15 protein-coding genes are annotated in these 15,315 nt (G+C 63.5%); 11 read left to right on the forward strand and 4 right to left on the reverse strand.

Annotated elements, in window-relative coordinates:
- Position 1 precedes the first annotated feature (1 nt).
- From ACF8SD_RS15570 to azu, 3 genes are all read right to left on the reverse strand, one after another.
- A complete protein-coding gene (locus ACF8SD_RS15570) occupies positions 2–1,969 on the reverse strand; it encodes a MacB family efflux pump subunit (protein ID WP_392485226.1) in 1,968 nt (655 codons plus the stop codon).
- Positions 1,970–1,971: 2 nt separating this feature from the next.
- Positions 1,972–3,174 (reverse strand): efflux RND transporter periplasmic adaptor subunit, encoded by a 1,203-nt coding sequence (locus ACF8SD_RS15575; RefSeq protein WP_392485227.1) that lies wholly within the window; start codon positions 3,172–3,174, stop codon positions 1,972–1,974.
- Between the two features lie 135 nt (positions 3,175–3,309).
- A complete protein-coding gene (gene azu, locus ACF8SD_RS15580; protein WP_392485228.1) occupies positions 3,310–3,759 on the reverse strand; it encodes an azurin in 450 nt (149 codons plus the stop codon).
- Positions 3,760–4,055: 296 nt separating this feature from the next.
- Between azu and ACF8SD_RS15585 the strand changes: the two genes are divergently transcribed.
- Positions 4,056–4,535: a response regulator gene (locus tag ACF8SD_RS15585; protein WP_029886525.1), complete on the forward strand. Its 480-nt coding sequence runs from the start codon at positions 4,056–4,058 to the stop codon at positions 4,533–4,535.
- Between the two features lie 58 nt (positions 4,536–4,593).
- Positions 4,594–5,919, forward strand: coding sequence for an MFS transporter (locus ACF8SD_RS15590; RefSeq protein ID WP_173888246.1), 1,326 nt, complete (start codon positions 4,594–4,596; stop codon positions 5,917–5,919).
- Between the two features lie 58 nt (positions 5,920–5,977).
- Here the strand turns inward: ACF8SD_RS15590 and ACF8SD_RS15595 are convergent, their stop codons facing one another.
- On the reverse strand, positions 5,978–7,660 hold the full coding sequence (locus ACF8SD_RS15595) for an electron transfer flavoprotein-ubiquinone oxidoreductase (protein WP_392485229.1): 1,683 nt from the start codon (positions 7,658–7,660) through the stop codon (positions 5,978–5,980).
- A gap of 532 nt (positions 7,661–8,192) precedes the next feature.
- On the opposite strand from ACF8SD_RS15595, the gene ACF8SD_RS15600 reads away from it, so the two are divergent.
- The 9 genes from ACF8SD_RS15600 to ACF8SD_RS15640 all read left to right on the forward strand — a co-directional run bounded on the left by ACF8SD_RS15600 (position 8,193) and on the right by ACF8SD_RS15640 (position 15,146).
- Positions 8,193–8,942: an electron transfer flavoprotein subunit beta/FixA family protein gene (locus tag ACF8SD_RS15600; protein WP_029886526.1), complete on the forward strand. Its 750-nt coding sequence runs from the start codon at positions 8,193–8,195 to the stop codon at positions 8,940–8,942.
- Positions 8,943–9,872 (forward strand): electron transfer flavoprotein subunit alpha/FixB family protein, encoded by a 930-nt coding sequence (locus ACF8SD_RS15605; RefSeq protein ID WP_054904872.1) that lies wholly within the window; start codon positions 8,943–8,945, stop codon positions 9,870–9,872.
- 95 nt (positions 9,873–9,967) lie between these two features.
- Positions 9,968–10,789: an ABC transporter substrate-binding protein gene (locus ACF8SD_RS15610; protein WP_173888250.1), complete on the forward strand. Its 822-nt coding sequence runs from the start codon at positions 9,968–9,970 to the stop codon at positions 10,787–10,789.
- A gap of 9 nt (positions 10,790–10,798) precedes the next feature.
- Entirely contained in the window at positions 10,799–11,152 is a 354-nt protein-coding gene (locus ACF8SD_RS15615; RefSeq protein WP_173888252.1) for a DUF4398 domain-containing protein, read from the forward strand.
- Positions 11,149–11,961: an OmpA family protein gene (locus tag ACF8SD_RS15620; protein ID WP_173888254.1), complete on the forward strand. Its 813-nt coding sequence runs from the start codon at positions 11,149–11,151 to the stop codon at positions 11,959–11,961. Before ACF8SD_RS15615 ends, ACF8SD_RS15620 begins: the two co-directional genes overlap by 4 nt.
- A gap of 196 nt (positions 11,962–12,157) precedes the next feature.
- Positions 12,158–13,600, forward strand: coding sequence for a PLP-dependent aminotransferase family protein (locus tag ACF8SD_RS15625; RefSeq protein WP_392485230.1), 1,443 nt, complete (start codon positions 12,158–12,160; stop codon positions 13,598–13,600).
- A gap of 64 nt (positions 13,601–13,664) precedes the next feature.
- A complete protein-coding gene (locus ACF8SD_RS15630) occupies positions 13,665–14,120 on the forward strand; it encodes a hypothetical protein (RefSeq protein WP_392485231.1) in 456 nt (151 codons plus the stop codon).
- A 132-nt stretch (positions 14,121–14,252) separates the two neighbouring features.
- The gene (locus tag ACF8SD_RS15635) at positions 14,253–14,507 is read left to right on the forward strand and encodes a YkgJ family cysteine cluster protein (RefSeq protein ID WP_009684718.1); all 255 of its coding nucleotides are present in this window, start codon (positions 14,253–14,255) and stop codon (positions 14,505–14,507) included.
- 33 nt (positions 14,508–14,540) lie between these two features.
- On the forward strand, positions 14,541–15,146 hold the full coding sequence (locus ACF8SD_RS15640) for an START domain-containing protein (RefSeq protein ID WP_392485232.1): 606 nt from the start codon (positions 14,541–14,543) through the stop codon (positions 15,144–15,146).
- Positions 15,147–15,315 lie beyond the last annotated feature (169 nt).

The following is a 15,315-nucleotide window of genomic DNA, read 5'->3' on the forward strand; positions in this document are numbered from 1 at the left end:
TTCATTCACTGGACAGGGCGGCCACCGGGTCGAGCCCGGCGGCCTTGCGGGCTGGCATGAAGCCGAAGATCACACCGGTGGCGACCGAGCAGGCAAAGGCACCGAACATGGCCAGGGCGGAAAACGCCACGGCCACCTGGGCCAGGTTCAGGCCTGCGCCGATCAGCAGGGCCAGGGCCACGCCGGTGACGCCACCGACCAGCGACAGCACCACGGCTTCGGTGAGGAACTGGCGCAGGATGTCGCGCTGGCGGGCGCCGGTGGCCACGCGGATGCCGATCTCGCGGGTGCGCTCGCGCACGGTCATCAGCATCACGTTCATCACCCCGATACCGCCCACCAGCAGCGAGATGGCGGCGATGGCCCCGAGCATCAGCGACAGGCCGTTGCGGGTCTGTGCTTCGGCCTGGATAAGGGCGGCGCTGTTGTCGATCTCGAAGTCCTGGATGCCACCGTGCAGGCTGGTCATCAAGCTGCGGATCGCCTGTTCCGCCTCGTGCACCAGGGTGCTGTCGGTGGCGGCGATGATCACATATTCGGGGTACTCGACGCCGGACAGGCGGATGCGCGCAGCCGAATAGGGAATGGCGATGCGCAGGTCGTTGCGCTGGTTGGCGCCGCTGGAACCTTTGCTGGCCAGCACACCGATGACCTGGAAGGGGACGTTCTCCACCAGGATGTAACGGCCGATCGGGTCCTGGCCGTCGGCGAAGAGCTTCTTTTTGACTTCGGAGCCGATGACCGCGACGGCAGCACCCGTGGCCATGTCGGTTTCGTCGAAAAAGCTGCCCTCGGCCACCGGCCAGTTGAGGATCGATGGAAACGCCGGGCTGTAGCCGCCGATGGTCGAGGTCATCTCGCCGTTGCCGTAGCGTACTTGGGCCTGCAAGGTGGTCGCGGCCATGATCGACTTGACCTGGGGTAGCTCGGCCAGGGCCTGCACGTCGCTCAGGCGGATATGGCCCGGTGGCGCGCGCGGGGTGGCCGGGGCGCCGTTCATGAACATGATGTTGGAGCCGAAGGCGCCGATCTGCGCCATCACCTGGCGCTTGCTGCCTTCGCCCACGGCCAGCATTACCACCACCGAGGCCACGCCGATGATGATGCCCAGCAGGGTCAGGGCGGTGCGCGTGCGGTTGGTCCACATCATCCGCCAGGCGGCCACCAGGGCGTCGCGGGTTTCGCCGAGCCAGGGGCTGCGCGCCTGGTTGGCGTGGGCCAGGCGCTGGCGCAGGGCGTCGGCCTGCAGGGCGCCGGGTTTGGCTGCAGGGGGCGGCTGGCCGACAGCGCTGTCACTGACCACCGCGCCGTCGCGCACCTCGATGATGCGCTGTGCGCGGGCAGCGACGTTGCGGTCGTGGGTGATCAGGATCACCACGTGGCCTTGCTGCGCCAGCTCGTCGAGCAGGGCCATGACCTCCGTGCCGCTGTGGCTGTCCAGCGCACCGGTGGGCTCGTCGGCGAGGATGATGTGCCCGCCGTTCATCAGCGCACGGGCAATCGACACTCGCTGCTGCTGGCCACCGGACAATTGCCGCGGGCGGTTGCCGGTGCGTTCGCCCAGCCCCAGGCGCCGCAGCAACACCTGGGCGCGTGCGGCGCGCGCGGCGGCGGGGGTGCCGGCGTAGATGGCCGGCATTTCGACGTTTTCCTGGGCCGAGGCCGAGGGGATCAGGTGGTAGCTCTGGAACACGAAGCCGAAGGCCTCACGGCGCAGCCAGGCCAGTTGGTCGTCATCGAGCTCGGCCACGTCCTGGCCAGCGAAGCGGTACTGGCCGGCGCTGGGCCGGTCCAGGCAGCCGAGAATGTTCATCAGGGTCGACTTGCCAGACCCCGAGGTGCCGATGATGGCGATGAATTCCCCGGCATGGATGCTCAGGTCGATGCCGCGCAGCACCTCCACGGTGGGGCTGTCGCCGCCGCCATAGGCCTTGCGGATGCCGCTCAGCTGGATCAGCGGTGTGCGCATGCTCAACTTCCGTTGCCGGTTGGGCCGATCAGCAGGCGGTCGCCTTCCTTCAGGCCATCGAGGATCTGCACCCGCAGGCGATCGCTGAGCCCGATGCGCACGGCGCGTTGCTGGACCTGGCCGTTGTCGGCGAGTACCTGGGCGGTGCGCTGGTCGGGTTGGTCTGGCTTGCCTGGCAGGGCGGCGACCGGGGCGGTGAGCACGTTCTGGGCACTGCCGGCGACGAAGAAGACCTGGGCGGTCATGTCGGCCATCAGTGCGTTGTCGGCGTTGTCGACGTCCAGCAGCACGGTGTACAGCACCACGCGCCCGGCGCCGCTGCCGGTGCCGCTGCTGGCCCCGGCCGGTGCTGGGCTGCCACCGCCCTGGCTGAGCTGGTCCAGAGGCTTGGGCGGGATCGGCAGGATCTGCCGCACGGTGCTGGTCCAGCGCCGGCCACCGCCACTGAGGGTGGTGAAGTAGGCTTGCATGCCTGGCTTGACCTGGCCGATGTCGGCTTCCGACACCTCGGCCCAGACGGTCATCGGCGACAGCCGTGCGATGCGCAGGATCAACGGCGTGCGCTGCTGGGCGTTGAGCGTCTGGCCTGCACGGGCGTCGACCGCCACCACGGTGCCGCTCATGGGGGCGTAGATGCGCGTGTAGCCCAGTTGAGCCTCGGCGCTGCGCAGGCTGGCCCGGGCCTGGAGGATCTGCGCCTGGTACTTGTGGATGCGCGCCTGGGTGGTCAGCACCTTGGCCTGGGCGGTTTGCACGTCTTCGTCGCGGGTGGCGCCATCGGCGGCCATGCGCTGCTGGCGTTGCAGTTGCTGCCTGGCCAACAGGTGTTCGGCCTGCTGTTCCTTGACCTGGGCTTCGAGGGTCTGGATGGCGTAGCGCTCGGCGTCCAGTTGCGCCTGCTGGGTGGAGGGGTCGATTTCCACCAGCAGTTGGCCCTGTTTGACCGTGTCGCCCACTTCCACGTGCAGCGTGCGGATCTGCCCAGAGGCCTGGGCGCCGACGTCCACATACTGGCGAGGCTGCAGGGTGCCCAGGGCGGTGACGCTGGATTCGATGTTGCCGCGCGCGACGCGCACGAAGGGGCGCTGTTCGGCGTCATTGCGCAGCAGTTGCCAGGCCGCCACTGCAGCCACGGGAATGAGGCACAGCATGACGATTGCAGCGCGGCGGGTCAGGCGAAAGTAACTCTTGCGAAAGCAACTCATGCGAAAGTCCGGCCAGTGAGGGAAGGCTGCCGGTTAGACGAGGGTGGTGGGGCGAAATTTAGGGCCCTGCGCGGGGCGGGGCCAAGGGGCCGGGCGCAGCCCGCTACGGTGCTGCTCCGGCCTGGTCAACGGGGTTCAGCCGCCAAAGGTCAGGGTGCCCTTCATGACCGTAGCGTGGAAGGGATAGGAGCAGAAGTACACGTAGTCGTCACCCGGTTTCAGTGCCTTGGTATCCAGCGTGACAGACGCTTGCTCGTTGCCGCCGATCAGCTTGGTGTGCGCCAGCACCCGGGCATCACCCGGCTGGATGTAGTCATTGCCCTCACCGGCCTTGGCGCCGTCGTCGGCCACGCCCTTGAGGTCATCTTTGCGGGTCAGCACCCAGTTGTGCCCCATTACGTTCCTGGGCAGGTTGCCCGGGTGCTTCAGGGTAACGGTGAACTGTTTGCAGCTGGCCGGCACGTGGATGGTCTTGAGGTCGTAGGTCATCTGGTCGGTGCCATGGATGGTCACCGAGCATTGCTCGTCGGCGAAAACAAAGCCTGACAGCGTCAGTGCAGCCAGGGCTGCGGCAGTGCGAAACATGGTCTATCTCCATCGAGGTACGGACGACGCCGGCCTGGAATACCGGCGCCCACAGGTTGACCGAAAGACGAATGTGAAGTCGCCGGATTTAACCTGGGTGCTGCTTCGCCTCCAAGTCGCCGGGAACGATTGCGCTTTGCGCGTGAAAATTCTGCGAGCTGGCCACTTGATTTCTCGCCGGTTCCCGACAACTATCTAGAAAGACCCCTCCAAGTGCAGCCCTGGTGGACGCCTGTTGCTGGCGCAGTATGGTCAGGGAGCGTGCCCTTTATCTCTACCCTTGCCCGGGCCACAACATGATCAACAAGTCGCTGCGCATCCTGATCGCCGACGAGCACCCGTACCAGCGCCTGCAGTTGGAACGGTTGCTCAATGGCCTGGGCTATTACCGGATCGCCCCGGTGGAGAGCTTCGAAGAACTGCAGCGCCTGGTGCAGAGTGCGTTGCAGCCGTTCAACCTGCTGCTGGGCAATATCGAACTCGCCAGCCACGCCGGCGTCGACCTGGCGCGTTTCTGTGGGGTCAGCACGCAGATCCAGCATGCCCTGCTGTACCACACCCCGCACCTCAAGGTCCCCAGCGTGCCGCCGAGCGAACGCCAGGCGGTCAACGTGAGCCTGCCCCAGGTGCCGGACAACGAAGCCTTGCAGACCTTCATGGCGCTCATCGACAGCCCGCTGCTGATCGGCACCCTGGCACTGCCGCCGGGCCTGTCGGGCAACACTGCACATACCCGCAGGCACCGCAATTTCGGCCAAACGGTGTTCAGCCGTTAGGGGCGGCCGGCGGGTATTTGCTATCCTCTTGCGCTTTGCCGATCTTGCGGACCCTGCCATGACTGCCATCGATACCGCTCGCCCGCCCCGGTTCAGCCGCGGCGATCACCGGACCCTGGGCCTGGCGGCGCTGGGCGGCGCGCTGGAAATCTACGATTTCATCATTTTCGTATTCTTCGCGCTGACCCTCAGCCAACTGTTCTTTCCGCCGGAAATGCCGGAGTGGCTGCGCCTGCTGCAAAGCTTCGGGATTTTCGTCACCGGTTACCTGGCGCGGCCGCTGGGCGGCATCGTCATGGCTCACTTCGCCGACCACCTGGGCCGCAAGCGGGTGTTCAGCCTGAGCATTCTGATGATGGCGCTGCCGTGCCTGCTGATCGGGGTAATGCCGACCTATGCCGAGATTGGTTACGCCGCGCCGCTGATCTTGCTGGCGTTGCGCATATTGCAGGGGGCTGCGGTCGGCGGCGAGGTACCCAGTGCCTGGACATTCGTTGCAGAACACGCACCGCCGGGGCGGCGGGGGTATGCCCTGGGCTTCCTGCAGGCCGGGTTGACCTTTGGCTATTTGCTGGGGGCACTGACCGCGACACTGTTGGCCCAGGCTTTCAGCGCCGAGGAAATTCTCGACTACGCCTGGCGTTACCCGTTCCTGCTCGGGGGTGTGTTTGGCGTGATCGGTGTGTGGTTGCGCCGTTGGCTGAGTGAAACGCCGGTGTTTCTGGCCTTGCGCGAGCGCAAGGAACAGCCGGTGAAGTTCCCGCTGCGCCATGTGCTGGGCGCGCATCGTGGGGCGTTGATTCCGGCTGCGCTGCTGACCTGCGTGCTGACCTCGGCGGTAGTGGTGCTGGTGGTGATTACGCCGACGGTCATGCAGCAGCGCTTCGGCATGTCTGCCGCGCACACGTTCGCGCTGAGCAGCGTAGGCATCGTCTTTCTCAACATTGGTTGTGTGCTTGCCGGCCTGCTGGTCGACCGCTTGGGCGCCTGGCGGGCGTTGATGATCTACAGCGCGCTGCTGCCGCTGGGTATCGCTGCGTTGTATGCGAGCCTGGTGGGGCAGTGGGGCATGACGTGGCTGGCTTATGCGTTGGCCGGGCTCTGCTGTGGGGTAGTGGGTGTGGTGCCGTCGGTCATGGTCGGGCTGTTTCCGGCACAGATCCGGGTATCGGGTATTTCCTTCACCTACAACGTGGCCTACGCCTTGTGGGCCAGCACTACGCCGCTGGCGTTGATAGCCTTGATGCCGTGGAGCCCATGGGTGTGCGTTGGCTTCTGTCTGGTCATGGGCGCGGTGGGGCTGCTCACTGCCCGCTACTTTGGCCGCCGTGAAACTTCCGCGTTCGCGGCGGAGCCGATGCCGATCATGTGCGTCGACAAATGAACGAAAAAAGCCCCCGGGCCGCGAGGCCAGGGGGCTTTTTCTTGCTGCAAGGGCGGGCTTACATGTTCGGGTAGTTCGGCCCGCCAGCGCCTTCAGGGGTGACCCAGGTGATGTTCTGGGCCGGGTCCTTGATGTCGCAGGTCTTGCAGTGCACGCAGTTCTGCGCGTTGATCTGGAAGCGCTTGTTGCCGTCCTCCTGGGTGACCACTTCGTAAACGCCGGCCGGGCAGTAACGCTGGGCGGGCTCGTCGTACAGCGGCAGGTTGCTGGCGATCGGGATGCTCGGGTCGGTCAACTTCAGGTGGCAGGGTTGTTCCTCTTCATGGTTGGTGCTGGAGAGGAATACCGAGCTGAGCTTGTCGAAGCTGAGCTTGCCGTCCGGTTTCGGGTAGTCGATTTTCTGCGAGTCGGCCGCCAGCTTCAGGCAGGCGTAGTCCGGCTTGGTGTCGTGCAGGGTAAACGGCAGCTTGCCGCCGAACCAGTTCTGGTCGACATAGTTGAACGCCGCGCCCAGCAGCGGGCCGAACTTGTGCATGGCCGGGCCGAAGTTGCGGCTGGCGAACAGTTCTTCGTACAGCCAGCTGGCCTTGAACGCGCTGACATAGCTGTTCAATTGATCGCCGCCTTCGCTGCCGGCGATCAATGCGTCGGCCACCGCTTCGGCGGCCAGCATGCCAGACTTCATCGCGGTATGGCTGCCCTTGATCTTGGCCACGTTCATTGTGCCCAGGTCGCAACCGATCAGCGCGCCCCCATTGAAGACCATTTTCGGCAGCGAGTTGATGCCGCCCTTGGCCAAGGCGCGGGCGCCGTAGCTGATGCGCTTGCCGCCTTCGAGGTACTGGCTGATCACCGGGTGGTGCTTCAGGCGCTGGAATTCGTCGAAGGGCGACAAGTACGGGTTGGCATAGGACAGGTCGACGATCAGGCCGACCACCACCTGGTTGTTTTCCAGGTGGTAAAGGAACGAGCCACCGGTGTTGTCCTTGGCCATCACATCCAGCGGCCAGCCAGCGGTATGTACCACCAGGCCTTGCTCGTGTTTGGCCGGGTCGATTTCCCAGATTTCCTTCAGGCCGATGCCGTAGTGCTGCACGTCGGCTTCGCTGTCGAGCTTGAAGCGCTTGATCAGCTGCTTGCCGATATGGCCACGGCAGCCTTCGGCGAACAGGGTGTACTTGGCGCGCAGTTCCATGCCGGGGGTATACAGGCCGTCCTTTGGCTTGCCTTCGCGGTCGACACCCAGGTCGCCGGTGACAATGCCGCGGACCACGCCGTTTTCATCGAACAGGGCTTCCTGCGCGGCGAAGCCTGGGTAGATTTCCACGCCCAGGTTCTCGGCCTGCTGGGCCAGCCAGCGGCACAGGTTGCCCAGCGAAATGATGTAGTTGCCCTGGTTGTGCATGGTCTTGGGCACGAACAGGTCGGGCACTTTGGTCGAGCTGCCGGCGTCTTTGAGCACGTAGATATCGTCGCGCTTCACTTCGGTGTTCAGTGGCGCGCCCAGTGCCTTCCAGTCGGGGAACAGCTCGTTCAGCGCGCGGGGCTCGAACACCGCACCGGAGAGGATGTGAGCACCGACTTCGGAGCCTTTTTCCACCACGCAGACGCTGATTTCGCTACCGGTTTCGGCGGCCTTCTGCTTCAGGCGGCAGGCGGCGGACAGGCCCGCCGGGCCGGCGCCGACGATGACCACGTCGAATTCCATGTATTCGCGTTCCACAGGTTCTCTCCTACTCATCAAGGCTCGTGCTGTTGCTGGATCTTATGGGTGCATGCGCGCAGTGGCTCGTCACGGGAGCGAAACTGTAGCTGCGCAACTGACGGACTACACCGTTTTGTCTTGGCCGCGCATTATATCTACACCACTTGGCGGGTCCAATACAAACGTTTGTTTGAATTTGCCGCAGGCCAGTAAAATCACAGGAGTGCGGCTGGAGGGTGACCGATTTGCCGTATTGACCGGATTGGGTGTTACGGTCAAGATACGAGCGGTTTTACGTTCGCCGTAGGCTTGCAGCCGGGCGCAGGTACACCTCTAAAGACCAGGTGTGGAGCAGGGTTTTGCGGGCTTAGGCCGGTTTGTAGTGGAGTTTACACGCCACGACAGGAAATGACCCGTGAGTATTTGTCGCAATGGTCCGAACAAGACTGTTCGGTCACTGTGAAGATGCCGCTTCCCGGTACGTTTTTAGAGGTGCCCTTGTACCCACGCGCATCGCAGGGCTTTGCCCCAGGCGACTATCTATTCACCGGAGAGTAACGAGGAATCCATGAAGGTTCTTGTAGCTGTCAAACGAGTGGTCGACTACAACGTCAAGGTTCGCGTCAAAGCGGACAACTCCGGCGTCGACCTTGCTAACGTCAAGATGTCCATGAACCCCTTCTGCGAAATCGCCGTGGAAGAAGCCGTACGCCTGAAAGAGAAGGGCGTTGCCAGCGAGATCGTGGTCGTTTCGGTCGGCCCGACCACTGCCCAGGAACAACTGCGCACCGCCCTGGCCCTGGGCGCCGACCGCGCTATCCTGGTCGAAGCCGCCGATGAACTGAACTCCCTGGCCGTGGCCAAGGCGCTCAAGGCCGTTGTCGACAAGGAGCAGCCACAGCTGATCATCCTCGGCAAACAAGCCATCGACAGCGACAACAACCAGACCGGCCAGATGCTGGCTGCGCTGACCGGCTACGCCCAGGGCACCTTCGCCTCCAAGGTGGAAGTGGCCGGCGACAAGCTGAATGTCACCCGTGAAATCGACGGTGGCCTGCAGACGGTTGCACTGAACCTGCCTGCGATCGTCACCACCGACCTGCGCCTGAACGAGCCACGCTACGCGTCGCTGCCGAACATCATGAAGGCCAAGAAAAAGCCGCTGGAAACCCTTGCGCCAGACGCGCTGGGCGTTTCCCTCGCCTCCACCAACAAAACCGTGAAAGTTGAAGCCCCGGCTGCCCGCAGCGCGGGTATCAAGGTCAAGTCGGTGGCCGAACTGGTCGAGAAGCTGAAGAACGAAGCGAAGGTAATCTAAATGACTATCCTGGTTGTCGCTGAATACGAAAACGGTGCCGTAGCCCCGGCCACCCTGAACACCGTTGCCGCTGCTGCCAAGATCGGTGGCGATGTGCATGTACTGGTCGCTGGCCAGAACATTGGCGGCGTTGCCGAATCCGCTGCCAAGATCGCTGGCGTGGCCAAGGTCCTGGTTGCCGATAACGCAGCTTATGCCCACGTGCTGCCTGAGAACGTGGCGCCGCTGATCGTCGAGCTGGCCAAGGGTTACAGCCACGTGCTGGCCCCGGCCACCACCAATGGCAAAAACGTCCTGCCGCGGGTTGCTGCGCTGCTGGATGTCGACCAGATCTCCGAGATCATCTCGGTCGAGTCCGCCGACACCTTCAAGCGCCCGATCTACGCCGGTAACGCCATTGCCACCGTGCAATCGAGCGCGGCCATCAAGGTGATCACCGTGCGTACCACCGGCTTTGACGCCGTGGCCGCCGAAGGCGGTTCGGCTGCCATCGAGGCGGTCGGTGCCGCGCACGATGCCGGTATCTCGGCGTTCGTTGGCGAAGAGTTGGCCAAGTCCGACCGCCCAGAGTTGACTGCCGCCAAAATCGTCGTTTCCGGCGGCCGTGGCATGGGTAACGGTGACAACTTCAGCCACCTGTACAGCCTGGCCGACAAGCTCGGTGCTGCTGTGGGTGCCTCGCGCGCCGCCGTCGACGCCGGCTTCGTGCCCAACGACATGCAGGTCGGCCAGACCGGCAAGATCGTCGCGCCGCAGCTGTACATCGCCGTGGGCATTTCCGGTGCGATCCAGCACCTGGCCGGCATGAAGGATTCCAAGGTGATCGTTGCGATCAACAAGGACGAAGAGGCGCCGATCTTCCAGGTGGCTGACTACGGGCTGGTCGCGGACCTGTTCGAAGCGGTGCCAGAGCTGGAAAAGCTGGTCTGATCCGCCTGCTTCACTTATAAAGAACCCGGCCCCGTTACAGGGGCCGGGTTTTTTTATGGCCGGTTACGAGTCAATCGCGATACAAGGAGTGAGCAATGGTGCTGCGTAAAGCAGGCAGGGTGCTGGCATGCATGGCGGTCTTGGTTGCGCCACCGGCCATGGCGGCAGGCAAGTGCGAACGCCTGGTAGCAACCGGCAGCCCTGATGCGCCGCCCTATTCGTGGCAGGACCCGAAAGACCCGCAGCACCTGATCGGTGCCAACGTCGACCTGCTGCGTCAGGTGGCTGGCGAGTTGGGGGTGAAGGTGGAGGTGCTCAATGCTGGCCGTCGCGAACAGGCGCTGCAAGAGGTTCGCAGCGGCCGCATGGACCTGCTGCTCGACACGCCGATGCAGGTGGAGCAACTGACTGCGCTGGACTATATCCACCCCCCGTTGCAGCTGAACGAGTACCTGGTGTGGACGCGGCACGATGCGCAACTGACCTTCGATGGCCCGGCCGACCTGGCGCGCTACCAGGGTAGTTTGTCCGAGCGTGCGCGCCTGACGCCGGCCTTTACTGCGTTCGCCAAGGCGCAGCTCAAGCTGGTGCCCGCGCAGAACCTTACTCAAGCGTTCCAGAAACTGGTGCTCGGCCAGGTGGACTACGTGTTGGCCGGCCGTTACGCCGGTATGGCCATGGCCCAGAGCCTGGGCATGAGCAATGACCTGATTGCGCGGGGTTTGCCGGTCGACCGCCCAGGCTTGTACCTGGCCCTGTCGCACAATTCCGCGTGCAATGACAGTTGGTTGCGTGGGCAATTGGCAAAAAAACTGACAGAATTGCCGATCTCCGGTGCATCCGAAGCGGTACTGCAACGTAATGTCGAGCGCTGGAAGGCGCAGCTGCAGGTGCCGGCGGAGGCCCCTAAACACTAGGAAGATTGCGTGAGAACCCAACCACTGATCCTTGCCCTGGCCGTGCTCGGCCTGGCGGGCTGCGCCAATGACCCGGCCCCTAACGAGCAGATGCGTATTTCCGAACAGGCGCTGGAGCAGGCCAGGGCCGTCGGTGCAACCGACCAGGTCGAATCGTTGAAACTGGCCGAAGACAAGCTGGCGCGGGCCAAGACCAACATGCTGACCGAAGACTACCGCGATGCGCGCATGCGCGCCGAGCAGGCGGAACTGGACGCGCGTTTTGCCGAGGCCCAGGTGCTGAACCAGAAGAGTGAAGAGCAGTTGCAGTTGTTGCAGTCGCGGGTGCAGCGCCTGCGCAAACAGCTGGAGGTGCAGCCATGAACCGTCAAGTGCCATTGGCCGCACTGGCAGTGCTGGCCCTGGCTGCTGGCCTGCAGGGTTGCGCCAGCCAGCGCAGCAGCGCGGCGCTGGATGAAGCCAGCGCGGCCTTCCAGAAGGTCAAGGACGATTCCGACGTGCTGCGCAGCGCGCCGCGTGACGTGATTCGTGCGGGCGAGTCGCTGGCGCGCGCCGAGCGCTTGTCCAGCTACATCGGCACCGGCTCCGATGTGCGCCATTACGCTTACCTCAGCCAGCGCTACAGCGAAATTGCCGGTGAGCATGCCAAGCTGGCGCTGAACCAGGAGCGCCAGGCCAAGCTCGACCTGGAGCGCCAGCGTTTGCAGCTGGCTTTGCGCGAGGCCAAGCTGGCCAGTGTGCAGCAGCAAGGCAAATGGGTCGAGGCGCAAATCGCCGCGCTGGCCTCGGAGCAAGCCGACCGTGGCCTGGTGATGACCTTGGGTGACGTGCTGTTCGACACCGGCAGTGCCAACCTGAAAAACACCGCCAGCCGCACCGTGCTCAAGCTGGTGCAGTTCCTGCAGCTCAACCCACACCGGGTGGTACGCATCGAGGGCTATACCGACAGCACGGGTACGCCTGAAGAAAACCTCAAGCTGTCGCGCGACCGGGCTCAGTCCGTTGCCGACATGCTGGTGGACCTTGGTGTCGACGAAAAGCGCCTGCAGGTCGAAGGCTACGGCGACCAGTACCCGATCGAGGCCAATGCCTCGGAGCGGGGCAGGGCGCAAAACCGCCGGGTCGAGATTGTATTTTCCGATGACAAGGGCAGGCTCGCGCCGGCGCGTTGAGCGTGAGTGTTCGGCTTGGTGCGGTCGGCGCCGATCAGATCGCGCGCCGCCCGCGCGGCGCTGGATCTCACAGGCGCTGAAGAGGAAGTGGCGAGCCCACCATCTGTCCCGGTACACTTCTTAACTGTTACGGTATCCTCTACTGTCAGTGAGTCGCACAAGAACAACGAGCCCGTCCGCGCGTCGAGATCCCGCCATGACCAACCTGCTGCTGTACCAGCGTATCGCCCAGCAACTGGCCGATGACATTCGTCGCGGCGTTTACCAGCCAGGCGAGCGGGTACCCTCCGTACGCAAGATGAGCGCCCAGCTCAACGTCAGCCATGCCACCGTGCTGCAGGCCTACGCAAACCTCGAAGACCAAGGCCTGATCCGTGCGCGGCCGCAGTCCGGCTACTATGTGCACCAGACCCCGGCCCTGACCGCCCCGACCCCGGATATCGCCAGGGTCGAACGCCCAGGCCTGGTCACACGTGCCAGCATCATCCAGCAGGTATTGACCGAGGCCCGCCGCGACGGTGTGTTCCCCTTCGGTGCTGCGGTGCCGCATGTGGATTATCTGCCTGTGCGCGCACTGCACCAGCAAATCGCCAAAGTGACACGCTTTCACAGCCCGCGCGCCTTCAGCTATATGTTCAGCCCAGGGTTCGAGCCGCTGCGCCGGCAAATTGCCATTCGCATGCGCGATGCCGGTGTGATCGTCGACCCGCGTGAGGTGATCGTGACCCACGGCTGTGTCGATGCCCTGCAGATGTCGTTACGCGTGCTGACTCGCCCCGGGGACCTGATCGCCGCCGAGTCGCCGACCTATTACGGTTTGCTGCAGCTGGCGGACCTGCTGGGTTTGAAAGTGATCGAGATCCCCAGCGACCCGTCCACGGGGATCAGCCTCGAAGCCTTGCAACTGGCGGCAAACCAGTGGTCGATCAAGGCCTTGGTGCTGACTGCGCGGCTGAGCAACCCGCTGGGCGGTACGGTGCCGGAAGAGCGGCAAAAGCAACTGCTGCGCCTGGCTTCGGACTTCGACATCCAGATCGTCGAGGACGACATCTATGGCGAATTGATGTTCGAGCAGGGCAAGAGCAAGGCACTGAAAGCCTTCGATCGCCTGGACCGAGTGATCTACTGTTCGAGCTTCTCCAAAACCTTGTCTCCCGGGGTGAGGGTTGGCTGGATGATCGCTGGGCGTTACCAGGACGAGATCCAGCGCCTGCAAACTTTTACCACCCATTCAGCCTGCAGCGTGACCCAGATGGGCGTGGCAGCGTACCTGGAGAATGGCGGCTACGACCGGCAGCTGCGCTATATCCGCCAGGAGTACCGCAAGAACCTCAGCGCCTACCAGCTGGCGGTGCAGCAGCACTTCCCCGAAGGTACCCAAATGACCCGGCCTACCGGGGGGTTCATCCTCTGGGTAAGCCTGCCTGGGCGGGTGAACACGCAAGAGCTGCATGTACGTGCGTTGGAGCAGGGCATCAGTATTGCCCCGGGGTTGATATTCAGTAACACGGAACAGTTCAACCACTGCATCCGCCTCAACTGCGGTATTCCGTGGAACAAGGAGGCAGAGCGCGCGGTCATCACCTTGGGCTTGCTGGCGCAGCAGCTGTGCCGCGAGCCTGCGCTCACACTTTTGTGAGGCTTGCCAGCAGCCCGCGGAACAGGGAGCATACGAGCCTTTACAGCGGGTCTGTCCATTTGCCATGAATGCCTTACGTCGTTTTGTTCTGATTCTGTGCCTTGCGGCCCCGTGCTGCGCCGCCGCGGGCCTGGCCTTCGCTGCGCAGCCGGCGCAGGCCCAGCAGGCACAGACAAAAAACGCCGCCAAGCCTGCGCAGAAGCCGGTAGTCCGCAAAGCCCCTGCCAAGAAAGCAAAACCGCCAAGCAGGGCAGTTGCCAAGCCTTTGCCCAAAGCAAAGTTGGACTTGAGCCTGCCCACCGACCTGGTCGACAACCTTGAGCCAGACGTAGGGACACCTTCGCCGATCCAGCGCCGCAAACCGCTGCTGCCCCCTATGTTCCGGGACAAGTCGGAAGCCGACGACAGCCCGTTCCAGCTCAATGGCCGCTTGATCAACAACGAGATGCAGCTGCAACTGCGCAATGACAGTCGCCGTGAAGTGGAAGGTGCGGCCATCGACTTCGAGTACCGGCAGTAAGTGGCAAACTGACTGCCGGGTCATGCCATTTTTCATCGTGCCAGCAATTTCAAACACCTGTTTGAGCGGGTACTATCCAGGGGCGTTCGTCCCGTTACTTGTTTCAGGGAGTCCTGAGTTGGGTGAATCGCCATGAACTGCCGTGAGGGCTGCGGTGCCTGCTGCATCGCCCCGTCCATTACCTCTGCCATGCCGCGCATGCCCAATGGCAAGCCGGCTGGCGAGCGCTGCCTGCACCTGACGGCGGCCAACCTCTGCGATCTGTTCGGCAAGCCTGAGCGGCCAGCAGTGTGTGGCGGGTTCAAGGCAGATGTCGAGGTGTGTGGCAGTGACCGTGACGAGGCGATCAGGATTCTTGGCTGGTGGGAGCAGATGACGGCGGCGTGAAAGGCTGGATCTTCGACAACAAGGATAAACATGATGAGATCGTTAAAGCGTATTGCACTGCTGTGTGGCGTGGGTGTTCTGCTTGCGCCGGCGGCCTGGGCCGAAAACTGGCAAGTGGCCAAGGACGAGGAGGGCATCAAGGTGTCCCTCAGCGAAGTCGCTGGCTCCAAGTACAAGGCCTATCGCGGGGTGACCGTGATCAAGGCGCCGCTGGCCAAGGTCGAGGCGCTGCAGGAAGACGCGGCTGGGGCATGTGCATGGATCCACGAATGCAAATCGCAGAAGCTGCTCAAGCATGAAGGTAACCAGAGCTGGACCTACACCCAGTTCAATACGCCATGGCCGGTGACGCCGCGCGATTCGGTGCTGCATATCACCACTGTCAAGGAGGCTGATGGCAGCGTCACCCGCAACCTGAAAGAAGAGCCGACCTACCTGCCGGAAGAGAAGGGCTTCGTGCGGGTAGCCAAAGTCGAAGGGTTCTGGAAGCTGGTGCCCAAGGGCGACACGACCGAAGTGACCTACCAGGTGCATACCGAGCCGGGTGGCAGCGTGCCGGCGATGGTGGCGAACAAGTTTGTGGTGGATTCGCCGTTCAATACCCTGAAAGGGTTGCGTGAGCGGGCCGAGAAAAACTGAGGTTTTGTGCTGGCTGTGCCGGCCTCTTCGCGGGCCTGCCGCTCCCACAAGTACTGCACAGATCCCGAGGCCTGTGTTGTACCTGTGGGGGCGGGCAAGCCCGCGAAGAGGCCGCACAGGACAAATAAAAAGGCTGCCCTATGGCTGCCATTGAGCTGGCATCAGCCCA

The organism is Pseudomonas sp. CJQ_9 (assembly GCF_043106615.1).
GTDB lineage: Bacteria > Pseudomonadota > Gammaproteobacteria > Pseudomonadales > Pseudomonadaceae > Aquipseudomonas > Aquipseudomonas juntendi.